The organism is Roseovarius sp. ZX-A-9 (genome assembly GCF_028369135.1).
Classification (GTDB): Bacteria; Pseudomonadota; Alphaproteobacteria; order Rhodobacterales; family Rhodobacteraceae; genus Roseovarius.
Genome location: NZ_JAPWHW010000007.1, coordinates 121,739 through 134,425 on the forward strand (window position 1 = coordinate 121,739; position 12,687 = coordinate 134,425).

Sequence of the window (12,687 nt, forward strand, 5' to 3'; positions counted from 1 at the left end):
CCGGGCGCCGCCCGCCAAAAACAGGAGAATGACATGAGCCATCTGCTCGACAGACTGAACTTCTTCCAATCCAAGGAACTGGAGCAATTTTCGGACGGCCACGGCCAGGTAACCCGCGAAAATCGCGATTGGGAGGACACCTATCGCAACCGCTGGCGGCACGACAAGATCGTGCGTTCCACCCACGGGGTGAACTGCACCGGCTCGTGCAGCTGGAAGATCTACGTCAAATCCGGCATCGTGACCTGGGAGACCCAGCAAACCGATTATCCGCGCACCCGGCCCGATCTGCCCAACCACGAGCCGCGCGGTTGTGCGCGCGGTGCCAGCTATTCGTGGTATCTCTATTCCGCGAACCGGGTGAAGAACCCACTGGTTCGCGGCAGGCTGATGAAGGTCTGGCGCAAGATGCGCGAAACCAAATCGCCCATCGAATCCTGGACCGCGATCCAGAATGACCCGATCCTGCGCCAAAGCTATGTGCAGACCCGCGGCAGGGGCGGCTTCGTGCGCGCCACATGGGACGAGGTGCTGGAAATCACGGCCGCTGCCAATGCCTACACCGCCAAGACCTACGGCCCTGACCGGATTTTCGGGTTCTCACCCATTCCGGCCATGTCGATGATTTCCTACGCCGCCGGCACGCGTTATCTGTCGCTGATGGGCGGCACCTGCATGTCGTTCTACGACTGGTATTGCGACCTGCCCCCCGCCAGCCCGCAGACCTGGGGCGAACAGACCGATGTGCCGGAATCGGCCGATTGGTACAATTCCGGCTATCTGCTGCTATGGGGCTCGAACGTGCCCCAGACGCGGACACCCGACGCGCATTTCTATACCGAAGTGCGCTACAAGGGCACGAAATCCGCCGTCGTCTGCCCCGACTATTCGGAAGCTGCAAAATTCGGCGATGTCTGGCTGCCCGCCAAGCAAGGAACCGATGCGGCACTGGCGATGGCCTTTGGCCATGTCATCCTGCGCGAATTCCATCTCGACCGTCAGGTCGAGTATTTCGAGGAATACACCCGCAAATATTCTGACTTCCCCATGCTGGTGAGGCTCGAAGAAAAGGACGGGCGGCTGATCCCGGGCCGTTTCCTGCGCGCCGACGATCTGGACGACAAGCTCGGCGAGAAGAACAACCCCGAATGGAAAACGGTCGCGCTGGACGAAACCTCGGGGAAACTGGTCGCGCCGAACGGGTCGGTCGGGTATCGCTGGGGCCAGGAGGGCGAATGGAACCTCGAAGAGCGTGCGCATGATGCCGACACCAGGCTGAAAATGACCCTGGTGCAGGAAGAGGACCACGATGACGTGGTCGGCGTCGATTTCCCCTATTTCGGTGGTGCGGCACATAAACATTTCGCCACCGACGCCACCCATCCCGACGTGCTGACCCGCAACATCCCGGTGCGCAAGGTGGCCACCCGCGACGGCGAAGCCATGGTCACCACGGTGTTCGACCTGTTCTGCGCCAATTATGGTCTGGATCGCGGGCTGGGCGGTGACTGGGTCACGGCCGACTATGCCGATGAGATGCCCGGCACCCCCGCCTGGGCCGAAAAGATCACCGGCGTCCCCGCCGACAAGATCATCCATGTGGCACGCGAATTCGCCCAGAATGCCGAAGTGACCAAGGGCAAATCCATGGTCATTCTCGGGGCCGGTATCAACCATTGGTACCACATGGACATGAACTATCGCGGCATCATCAACATGCTGGTGATGTGCGGCTGCGTCGGTCAGAGCGGCGGTGGCTGGGCCCACTATGTGGGCCAGGAAAAACTACGCCCGCAAACCGGCTGGCTGCCGGTCGCCTTCGCGCTGGACTGGAACCGCCCGCCACGGCAGATGAACGCGACCTCGGCCTGGTATGCCCATACCGACCAGTGGCGCTATGAGACGCTGGAGGCGTCGGAAATCCTCAGCCCCACCGCACCGGCGGGCGACTGGGATGCCAGCATGATTGATTTCAACATCCGCGCCGAACGCATGGGGTGGCTGCCATCGGCACCGCAATTGAAAACCAACCCGCTGGAGGTGGGCCGCGCCGCCAAGGCCGCTGGCAAGGACGTGGCGGCCTATGTCACCGAACAGTTGAAATCCGGTGAATTGCAGATGTCCTGCGAAGATCCCGACGCGCCCGAGAACTGGCCGCGCAACCTCTTTGTATGGCGGTCGAACCTGCTGGGCTCCTCGGGCAAGGGGCATGAATATTTTCTCAAACACCTGCTGGGCACCCAACACGGCGTCATGGGCAAGGATCTGGGCGAAGAGGGCCGTCAACTGCCCAAGGAAGCCAAGTGGCACAAGGAAGCACCGCGCGGCAAACTGGATCTGCTGGTGACGATCGATTTCCGCATGTCCACCACCTGCGTCTATTCCGACATCGTTCTGCCAACCGCCAGTTGGTACGAAAAGGACGACATGAACACGTCGGACATGCACCCGTTCATCCACCCGCTTCAGGCGGCGGTTGATCCGGCGTATGAGTCCAAATCGGACTGGGAAATCTTCAAGGCGCTGGCCAAGAAGGTCCAGGAGGTCGCGCCGGAAATCCTCGGGGTGGAAACCGATGTTGTCGCCCTGCCCATCCTGCACGACACCCCTGCCGAAATCGCGCAGGATCAGGTGAAGGACTGGAAAGCTGGCGAATGCGACCTGATTCCCGGCAAGACCGCGCCGAGCTTTATCGCGGTCGAACGGGATTATTCGCGGATCTATGATCGCTTCACGGCGCTTGGCCCGCTGATGGACAAGCTGGGCAATGGCGGCAAGGGGATCACCTGGAACACCCAGACCGAGGTCGACAACCTCGGCGATCTCAGCGGTCGGCAACTGGACGGAACTGCCGCCGGCAGGCCACAGCTGGACACCGCAATCGACGCCTGCGAGGCGGTGCTGATGCTGGCCCCCGAGACCAACGGTGAAGTGGCCGTCAAGGCTTGGCAGGCCCTTGAGAAGGCCACCGGGCGCAAGCACACCCATCTGGCCGATGGTGAACACCACAACAAGATCCGCTTTCGCGATATCGCCGCCCAACCGCGCAAGATCATCTCGTCACCCACATGGTCTGGCATCGAGAGCGAAAAGGTCAGCTATAACGCGGGCTATACCAACGTGCATGAACTGATCCCGTGGCGCACGCTGACCGGGCGTCAGCAGCTCTATCAGGATCACCTGTGGATGCGCGCCTTTGGCGAGGGCCTGATGAGCTACCGCCCCCCCGTCGACCTCAAGACGATCACCGAGGCCGTGCAGGACGAAGGCGATACGCTGCACCTGAACTTCATCACGCCGCACCAGAAATGGGGCATCCATTCGACCTATACCGACAACCTGCTGATGCTGACGCTGAACAGGGGCGGCCCGGTGGTCTGGCTCTCGGAGGTGGACGCGCAGAAGGTCGGCATTGTCGATAACGACTGGATCGAACTTTACAACGTGAACGGGGCGCTGACCGCCCGCGCCGTTGTCAGCCAGCGCATCAAGGAAGGCACGACCTTCATGTATCACGCGCAGGAAAAGATCGTGAACACGCCCGGTTCCGAGAAAACCGGCCATCGTGGCGGCATCCACAACTCGGTCACCCGCACGGTTCTCAAGCCCACGCACATGATCGGCGGCTATGCCCATCAGGCTTACGGCTTCAACTATTACGGCACCGTGGGCAGCAACCGCGACGAGTTCGTCGTGGTGCGCAAGATGAAGAAAGTGGACTGGCTCGATCAGCCGGCGAATGAGAAGGAGGCAGCACAATGAAAGTGCGCGCACAAATCGGCATGGTGCTGAACCTCGACAAATGCATCGGGTGCCATACCTGTTCGGTCACCTGCAAGAACGTCTGGACCAGCCGCGACGGCGTCGAATACGCCTGGTTCAATAACGTCGAGACCAAACCCGGCACCGGCTATCCGACCGACTGGGAAAATCAGGCGCGCTGGAATGGCGGCTGGGTTCGGACGGCTGCGGGCAAGTTGCAGCCCAAGCAGGGCGGCAAATGGCGCATCCTGGCAAATCTCTTTGGCAACCCGTCACTGCCCGAGATCGACGATTACTACGAACCATTCGATTTCGACTATGACCACCTGAAATCAGCCCCGGAAATGAACGCCTTTCCGACCGCCCGCCCCCGGTCCAAGATCACCGGCAAACGGATGGAGAAGATCGAAAAAGGCCCGAACTGGGATGAAATCCTCGGCGGTGAATTCGCCAAGCGATCCGAAGACTACAACTTTGAAGGCATCCAGAAAGAGATCTACGGCGAGTACGAAAACACCTTCATGATGTATCTGCCGCGCCTGTGCGAGCATTGCCTCAACCCGACCTGCGTCGCATCCTGCCCGTCGGGCGCGATCTACAAGCGCGAAGAGGACGGCATCGTCCTGATCGACCAGGAAAAATGCCGCGGCTGGCGGATGTGCGTGTCGGGCTGCCCCTACAAGAAGGTCTATTACAACTGGTCGACCGGCAAATCCGAGAAATGCACGCTGTGCTATCCCCGGATCGAAAGCGGCAACCCGACGGTCTGCTCGGAGACCTGCGTGGGGCGCATCCGGTATCTGGGCGTGATGCTCTATGATGCCGACAAGATCGAAGAGGCCGCATCGGTCCAAAACACCACTGATCTCTATGATGCGCAGCTGGGCGTATTCCTCGACCCGCACGACCCGGAGGTGATCGCGGCCGCTCAGGCGAACGGCGTGCCGCAGGACTGGATCAAGGGTGCGCAGAACAGCCCGATCTGGAAAATGGCGATGGACTGGAAAGTGGCATTCCCGCTGCATCCCGAATACCGGACCCTGCCGATGGTGTGGTACATCCCGCCGCTTTCCCCGATCCAGAACGCGGCAGAGGCCGGCAAGATCGGCAGCGATGGCGACATGCCCGACGTCAAAAATCTGCGCATCCCGGTGAAATACCTAGCGAACATGCTGACTGCGGGCGACGAGGCCCCGGTGGTCACGGCGCTGGAACGCATGCTGGCCATGCGGTCCTATATGCGCGCCAAGACCATCGAGGGAGTGCAGGACGAAGCCATCGCGGAACGCGTCGGCCTGAGCGGCCGGATGATCGAGGACATGTACAAGATCATGGCGCTGGCCGACTATGAGGACCGTTTCGTGATCCCGACCACGCATCGCGAGCAGGTTGAAGAGGCATATGACCTGCGCGGCGGCTGTGGCTTTACCGACGGCAACGGATGCTCGTCCGGCATCTCCAAGGGCTCGCTCTTTGGCGGCTCGAAGAAACCCCTGAAAATGCCCACGGAGGTGATGTGATATGGCTCCCCAATTGCACGACAGAACGCTCAAGGCCTTGTCCTTGGTTCTGAGTTACCCGACGCGCGAGTTGCAGCATGCCATGCCCGAGATCGGAGGCGTCCTGGCCTCGGATTCGCGCCTGACGGCCATCGCGCGCCGAGCGTTGCGCCCGCTCGTGGAGGAGCTGGGCGGGCGCGACATCTATGACCTCGAAGAGCAGTTTGTGCTGCTCTTCGATCGGTCGCGTACGCTCTCGCTCAACCTGTTCGAGCATGTCCACGGCGAGAGCCGCGACCGGGGCGGTGCAATGGTGTCGCTGATCGAGACCTATCGCGAACATGGCTACGACCCGGCCACGTCCGAACTACCTGATCACCTGCCGGTATTGCTGGAATTCCTGTCAATGGTGCCCGCCTCCGAGGCACAAGAGATACTGGCCGACGCGGCCCATATCTTTGCTGCCCTGAGTGAACGGCTTGTCCGGCGCGAGAGTGCCTATGCGGCGGTCTTTGACGCGCTGGTGCAACTGTCGGGCGCCAAGGCTGACCGACAGGCTGTCGCCGAGATGCTGAAAGCCGAGGAGGTCGATCCCGAGGATCTGGAGGCGCTGGATGCGGTCTGGGAGGAAAGCGAAGTCACCTTTGGCCCGGACCCCAATGCAGGCTGCCCCCAGGTGCGTGACATGCTGTCGCGTATGGACACACCCGTAACCCCCGCGCCGCACGCGGCAGAATAGGGAGGATCAGAAATGCTATTCGCCAATTTCGATATCAACTACTTCATCTTCGGGGTCATGCCCTATGTCGCGTTGACCGTGCTGATCGTCGGTTGCATCGCCCGTTACGAGCGCGACCCCTTTACCTGGAAATCCTCGTCGAGCCAGCTCTTGCGGCGCAAGCAGCTGATCTGGGGTTCGGTGCTGTTTCATGTCGGTATCCTCACGGTGTTTTTTGGCCACCTGATCGGCCTGTTCACCCCGCTCTGGCTGATCGACGCGTTGGGGGTGCCGCATGGGCTGAAACAATGGGCGGCGGTGGTCATCGGCGGCGCCGCCGGGATCGCGGCGCTGATCGGGGCCACGATGCTGCTGCACCGTCGGCTGTTCGATCCGCGCATTCGCATCCACTCCAGCTTTGCCGATATCCTGATCCTGGGGCTGATCTGGTTGCAGCTCTTTGTCGGGCTGGGTACGATCATCCTGACGCTGGAGCATATGGACGGAGTCGAAATGGTCCGCTTCATGACCTGGAGTCAGAGCGTGGTCATGCTCAAGCTCAACGCGTGGGCCCAGGTGGTTGATGTGCACTGGCTCTATAAATTCCACATCCTGCTGGGGCTGATCATCGTGACGCTGTTCCCGTTCACCCGACTTGTGCACATGATATCCGGGCTGGCGGCCCCCTTCCGCTACGTGCTGCGCCCGGGCTACCAACTGGTGCGCTCGCGTCGCAAGCAGACCCGCCCCGCGCATGAACCGGCGGAGTGAGCATGATGAACAAGACTCTTTTTCCTGATCTCATCGTGAATGGCGAAACCGTGCCTCATGCCGACATCGCGGCAGAGACACAGAACCACACCGGCCCCAAGGGCAAGCCGGGCATCGTCTGGCGCAAGGCCGCCCATGCCCTGGCGGTGCGGGCGCTGCTGTTGCAGGAGGCGCGCAGGCGCGGTTTGAAGGCCGCGTGTCAGGAACTGACACCGGGCCGGTTCGAAACCGAAGAGGAGGCCCTGATCCGGGGCCTTCTCGAGGCCGAGATCGACGTCGCCACACCCTCTGACGACGCCGTGCATGACCTCTGGGCACGCGACCCCGACCGGTTCCGCGCCCCGCCCCTATGGGAGGTGTCGCACATATTGGTGGCCTGCGATCCACGCGACGAGACCGCGCGCGAACAGGCCCGCCTGCGCGCCGAAAACCTGGCAGCCCGCGCCACCTCGGGCAAGGAAGACTTTGCCGCGCTGGCGCGCGACAACAGCGATTGCGGGTCAAGCGCCAATGGCGGTCAGCTGGGCCAGATGACGCCGGGCGACGCGGTGCCGGAATTCGAGGCCGCGCTGCGCAAGATGGCCGACCGCGAGGTATCAGCCAGCCCGGTTCTCAGCCGTCATGGCTGGCACATCATCCGCCTGGATGCGGTCGCCTACGGAGCTACGTTGCCCTATGCGGCGGTCAAATCACAAATCGCCGCCGCGATGGAAAAGACCGCTTGGGCGCAGGCATCGCGCGATTTCGTCGGCAGGTTGATGGCGGCAGCCGAAATCACGGGTCTGCCGGAACGGCCCGAGTAGACACCATGTGCCAGAGCGTAGCATCCAGCGGGAATATCCCAATGAACGTAGCGGATACCCCGTTGGATCGCGACACCTGCGCGCCCCTGACACAGCGCGGGATAGTCGCCATGCAGGCGATGAAAAATCCCGGCACTGCGGGCGCCGGACAGAGCAGCACGGACGCCCCGCGCCCGGTAGCAAAACTCAAGAAAGGCCAGTGACCATGCTCGAAACCCTACTCAAACGCAATCGCGACTGGTCGGACCGGCGCAATGCCGAGGAGCCCGGCTTTTTCCCGCGCCTGTCGCATCAGCAGAAGCCCGAATTTTTCTGGATCGGTTGCTCGGACAGCCGTGTGCCGGCGAATGTGGTGGCCGGGCTTGATCCCGGCGAGGTCTTTGTGCATCGCAACGTTGCCAATGTCATCCACAGCGCGGACATGAACATGCTGTCCACGCTTGAATTCGCGGTGGACACGCTGGAAATCCGCGAGATCATCGTCTGCGGCCATTATGGCTGTGGCGGGGTCCTGGCCGCGACCGACGACCTGCCGCACGGCTTGGCCGATCATTGGCTGGAACCGATCCGCCGTCTGGCCCGGGCCTATGCCGTCGATCTGGCGCAAACCACGGATGCCGAGGCGCGCCGCGACCGGCTGGCAGAGTTGAACGTGATCGACGGGGTCAGCCGCGTGGCAGAGACACCGATCCTTCAACGCGCCTGGGCGCGCGGCGCGCGGGTCGCGGTTCACGGGTTGATCTACGGGTTGAAGGACGGACGGCTGCACGATCTGGATTGCACGATCTCGCACGGTCAGTCCGCTCGGGATGCAGCGCAATGACCTTGCTGGACCCGATCCCCGCCCCCGGATGCGGCTGCGACGCCGAGCATGGCAGCCTGGCCTCGGTGCCCAATGCGTTGGCATGGGCGCTGGCCTGCGTTCGGCCACAGACCCGGACGGAATGCGTGCCACTCCACCTGGCGGCGGGGCGCGTGCTTGCCACGGCTGTCCGGGCACAAACCGACCTGCCCCGCTTTGCCTGTGCGGCGATGGATGGATATGCGCTGCGGTTCGGCGACGCCCAGGCAGCCGCCCTGCCCGTGAGCGGTACCGCCGCGGCGGGACAGCCGCCAGCTACACTGCGCCCCGGCACAGCCATGCGTATTTTCACTGGTGCGCCGCTGCCGCACGGCGCCGACACGGTCGTGATGCAGGAAGACACCCGGCCCGCGACAGGTAACGCCATCGCGCTGATTTCTGCACCCATCAGGGGGGCGCATATCCGCCTGCCCGGCGAAGATCAGCGCGCCGGAGATGTGTTGATCGCAGAGGGCCAACGGCTGGATGCTCTGGCCATCGGCAGTTGCGCAGGCGCTGGTGCCGGCGAGCTTCAGGTGTTTTGCCGGCCCAAGGTGTCTGTGCTGGTGACCGGCGACGAACTGACCACGGCAGGCAGCCCCCTTGCCGAAGGCGCGATCTGGGATGTGAACGGGCCGATGATCTCGGCCGCGCTGACGGCGGCGGGCTGCGAGCTTGTCGATCTGATCCGCCTGCCCGATCAACCCGATCTGCTCCGCGCCACGCTGTTCAAGCTTGCCCGGCGCAACGACATGATCGTGACGAGTGGGGGCGCGTCGGTAGGCGATCGCGACCATATGGCCGACGTTCTGGCCGATCTCGGGGCCAAGAGCCAGGTCGCCGGAATTGCCATCAAACCTGGCAAGCCGACCACCGTCGCCACCATTTCCGGCACGCCCGTGCTGGCGCTGCCCGGCAACCCGTTGGCTGCCTTCACGCTCTGGCAGATCCTCGGGCGGGCGATGATCGCGCGGCTTTCAGGCGCGATGCCCGAGACCACGACCTGCCGGCATGTCCGGGTTACGGGTCCGTTGCGGCACACGCCCGGTCGGTGCGAGTATCGCCCGGCACATATTGTCGGCTACGGACCGGATGGGCTGGAATGTGTCGTCTGTCCTGACACCACCTATTCCGCGCGCCTGTCACAGGCGCAGGCCGCCGATGGATTTATCCTGTTTCCCGCCGATTGCGAGGGCCTGAGCCAAGGCGACCTTGCTGAATTCCTGCCGTTTCAATGAACAGAAAGATCCCGCGCATGAAAATCGCCTGTGTGATGAACACCGAACAGGGTGCAACCGACCGTTTTCTCACCCAAACCGCCGCCGCTGCGATCCAACAGGGGCACGCCGTCATCGGCGTGGTTCAGACCAACACGCCACGCCCCAAGACGCATCGCTGCGACATGGACGTGCAGGTATTGCCGGACGGACCAATCATCCGCATCTCGCAGGAGTTGGGGCCGCAGGCACGTGGTTGCGCGCTTGATCCGGCCGCGCTGGAGCGGGCCGTTGTCGAAGTGCAGAAAACCCTCGCGCAGGGCGCGGACCTGCTGATCGTGAACAAATTCGGCAAGCACGAAGCCGCCGGGCGCGGCTTCCGCCCCCTGATCGCCGAGGCGCTATCGCAGGATGTGCCGGTTCTGGTGGGTCTCAACCCGCTGAATCGCGCGGAATTCGAATCCTTCGCGGATGGGCTGGCACAGGAATTGGCCGCAGACAGCGCGACAGTAGCCGACTGGATCGAGACGACCTGCAGGGCACGCAGCGCATTGGCCTGAGCCGGGGTGGCGTCGACACTGGCCGACGCCTATCCGCTCGCCCGCTTTGCGGAATTTACTGTACGGCGAGCAGCAGGCCCATTGCACAGCCTCAATGCTGCGTGGTTCAGGCCGGATCCCATGGTTTGGGGTCCGACGGATGGGCGCTCGGCCCGCTTGGGCGGAAAACCACGGTCAATCCAATGCCCGCATCCGGGCCACCATCAATGTCCTGATACACCACCTGACGCGGGATGATGATCTTGGCCCGGCGCGCATTGTCCTGCGCCGACCAAGGGCGCTCGGTCACAACGCAATTACCGGTCTGGCCGGAATAGGACGCTGCCGGCTCAACCTCTTTCAGGAATAGCAGACCATTCACCAACGTCTCGCCATTCAGCACGACCGCGCCGGTCCCGATCACCTGCCGCGCCCTGCCCCGGGTCACGACAGATTGGCTCTTGCTCTGGGCCCAGACGCCGCAAATGCCCGTTTTACCGCCGATATTCTGAACATCCACCGCCACGCTCAGCCCGCCGGGCGAAGTGTAGGTGCCGCCGCCCACGACCGGATTCGGCCCCAGCGTCGCGGTGCCCGCAGGCATAGCAGTGGAGCAGGCCGCAAGGCCGGCAAGCGCCAGACTGGATATGAGAGCAGGGAATCGCATGAAGCCACCTATTGTCAAAAATCGAACCCATAAGGGCGTGTCACGAAGCGGATTGCAAGCTTTGCCGCGCTCCTAGGCCGGGTCGCCTTGCGCTGCAAATGCCTCGGTTTCGCGCAGCATCTCGGGATACCATTCCTCGATCGTCGGCAAAAAGGCCTCGCGAATACGCCCGACCTGCTCTGGCGTCAGATCCTCGCGCCAGACACCGGACTGCCCCTTGGCAAAGAAGTTCTGCATGCCTGCGGGACGCTCGGCAAAGCCCAGCTCACGCTCCTGCTTTTGCATACTTGCAAAGCTGGTCGCCTTGATCGCCCGTGCAAGCCGGGGTTTATCCACCTTCAGGCGTAGGAATTTTGACAGCAGCTCATTGAAAGTCTTGCCGGGTTTGGCCAGCATGTCCTCGTAGCGCACGATATGGCGCGACAGGCCCGGCGCGCGCGTCCAGCTCATCACATGGCCATTCCAGCTGCCGAGGGCCTCGTAGATGCCCGCGGGCGTGCCCATGATCATTTCGGGGTCCATCATGCGGGTGATTGCCGTGTCGATATCGCAGTTCTGGTGCCGCGCAAAGGACGGCGCAAGGTCGAACGGATTGCGAATGATATAGATCGCCGCCGCCGTTACCTGCGGAGGGATCAGATCTTGGTCCAAATACTTAATCGCCTGGCAATGCGTCTTGACGAAATGATGATCAGGCTTTGAAGCAGCGATGAGTTCCAGCGCCCGGGGGCGGACTTTAAGCCATTCCTCGACGTTATGGGCCTGAAACTTCCCCCCGGTGGCGGCGTCAAAGAAATCCTGCCGCACATCACCGGTGGTAAATTTGCGCAGGTTGTTGATATCCGGCGCCTCACCCGGCGGCAGCAGGTAATGCGCCAGAAAGCTGCGCATCCACGTATTCCCCGACTTGGGAAACGACGCCAGCCAGATGATACGCTGAAGGTTATTCATTCCAGATATCCGAATTTTTTCATGGTCTTGGCATGATCCTTGCAGATCTGATCCGCCAACGCCGGGTCCAGGTCAGTCTTCCATTGGCCGCTGCGGCCCGAGGCAAAGAATTTTTCGGCCCCTGCCGGCTTTTCCACGAATCCGGCTTCGGCTTCTTGTTTCGACACTTCGTCGAAACTGGCGTGACGCACGGCCCGGTCCAACCGTTCAGGGTCAACGGGAACACCCAGATGGGTCAACGTCTTGGCGAACTCTTCATGCGGATTTGCCAGCATATCCTCGTAGCGTAACGTCAGCACAGGATATGGCGCGTAGCTGGTCCAGCTTTTGACATGCTCGGACCACGAGCCCTGAAACACGGCCACTGTCTTGTCATCGGCCTGGGTGGCGTTGTCACTACGGGCGATGCGGCTGACCACCTGATCCACCGGTTCGCCATAATGTCTGGCTGCGGACAGGACCATATCGCGCGGATCACGCATGATGTAGATGGCCGAACGGGTGTATTTAGTCGGAATCAGGTCGACGCCCCGTGCCACCGATTTGATGTTGTGGGTTTTGACCAGGTTTACATCGGCATTATTCGCGACGATGCCGCGCAACACCTTGTCTCGTAGTGAAAGGGTCAAGGCCAGATCGCGCGTATCGATCTGACGGCGGGCCACCATGTGATAGGTCTTGGCGATGGCATCGCCCATGCCAAACTTGTTGACCTGGTTGATCGGCATCGGCTCTTTGGTATTCGCCAGGTAATTCGCCAAGAATATCCGCGTCCAAGTGTTCCCAGACTTGGGGTAGGACGCCAGCCATACAATACTGTTTTTCATCTTGTCTGCCCGCGTTCAGTTATCACAGGCCCAGATAAAAGAAGACGAGGGGGAAATACATCCCCCTCGCCCAATTTTTTCCGAATATCCGA

General features: G+C 62.0%; 12 protein-coding genes. 9 read left to right on the plus strand and 3 right to left on the minus strand.

From position 1 onward, the window contains the following. Window positions 1–33: 33 nt before the first annotated feature. The 9 genes from O3306_RS08900 to O3306_RS08940 are packed head-to-tail and all read left to right on the plus strand — an operon-like array spanning window position 34 to window position 10,171. Window positions 34–3,762, plus strand: coding sequence for a nitrate reductase subunit alpha (locus O3306_RS08900; protein WP_272005909.1), 3,729 nt, complete (start codon window positions 34–36; stop codon window positions 3,760–3,762). Beyond that, entirely contained in the window at window positions 3,759–5,282 is a 1,524-nt protein-coding gene (narH, locus tag O3306_RS08905) for a nitrate reductase subunit beta (protein WP_272005911.1), read from the plus strand. Before O3306_RS08900 ends, narH begins: the two co-directional genes overlap by 4 nt. A gap of 1 nt (window position 5,283) precedes the next feature. Next, entirely contained in the window at window positions 5,284–6,000 is a 717-nt protein-coding gene (gene narJ / locus O3306_RS08910) for a nitrate reductase molybdenum cofactor assembly chaperone (RefSeq protein ID WP_272005914.1), read from the plus strand. A gap of 12 nt (window positions 6,001–6,012) precedes the next feature. After that, complete coding sequence (gene narI / locus O3306_RS08915; RefSeq protein WP_272005917.1) at window positions 6,013–6,750, plus strand: respiratory nitrate reductase subunit gamma; 738 nt, start codon at window positions 6,013–6,015, stop codon at window positions 6,748–6,750. A 5-nt stretch (window positions 6,751–6,755) separates the two neighbouring features. Then, entirely contained in the window at window positions 6,756–7,553 is a 798-nt protein-coding gene (locus O3306_RS08920; protein WP_272005920.1) for a peptidylprolyl isomerase, read from the plus strand. A gap of 41 nt (window positions 7,554–7,594) precedes the next feature. Next, entirely contained in the window at window positions 7,595–7,756 is a 162-nt protein-coding gene (locus O3306_RS08925; protein ID WP_272005923.1) for a hypothetical protein, read from the plus strand. A 2-nt stretch (window positions 7,757–7,758) separates the two neighbouring features. After that, window positions 7,759–8,376: a carbonic anhydrase gene (locus tag O3306_RS08930; RefSeq protein ID WP_272005925.1), complete on the plus strand. Its 618-nt coding sequence runs from the start codon at window positions 7,759–7,761 to the stop codon at window positions 8,374–8,376. Continuing rightward, window positions 8,373–9,632: a molybdopterin molybdotransferase MoeA gene (locus tag O3306_RS08935; RefSeq protein ID WP_272005929.1), complete on the plus strand. Its 1,260-nt coding sequence runs from the start codon at window positions 8,373–8,375 to the stop codon at window positions 9,630–9,632. Before O3306_RS08930 ends, O3306_RS08935 begins: the two co-directional genes overlap by 4 nt. Window positions 9,633–9,649: 17 nt before the next feature. Then, on the plus strand, window positions 9,650–10,171 hold the full coding sequence (locus tag O3306_RS08940) for a DUF2478 domain-containing protein (RefSeq protein WP_272005931.1): 522 nt from the start codon (window positions 9,650–9,652) through the stop codon (window positions 10,169–10,171). A gap of 106 nt (window positions 10,172–10,277) precedes the next feature. On the opposite strand, the gene O3306_RS08945 is transcribed toward O3306_RS08940, so the two are convergent. From O3306_RS08945 to O3306_RS08955, 3 genes are all read right to left on the minus strand, one after another. Next, complete coding sequence (locus tag O3306_RS08945) at window positions 10,278–10,817, minus strand: hypothetical protein (RefSeq protein ID WP_272005934.1); 540 nt, start codon at window positions 10,815–10,817, stop codon at window positions 10,278–10,280. A 72-nt stretch (window positions 10,818–10,889) separates the two neighbouring features. Next, window positions 10,890–11,768 carry a sulfotransferase domain-containing protein gene (locus O3306_RS08950; RefSeq protein ID WP_272005937.1) on the minus strand — a complete coding sequence of 293 codons (879 nt, stop codon included), beginning with the start codon at window positions 11,766–11,768 and terminating at the stop codon, window positions 10,890–10,892. Beyond that, window positions 11,765–12,595, minus strand: a complete 831-nt coding sequence (locus O3306_RS08955) for a sulfotransferase domain-containing protein (protein WP_272005940.1) — start codon at window positions 12,593–12,595, stop codon at window positions 11,765–11,767. The genes O3306_RS08950 and O3306_RS08955 overlap by 4 nt, the downstream gene beginning before the upstream one ends. Between the last annotated feature and the right edge of the window lie 92 nt (window positions 12,596–12,687).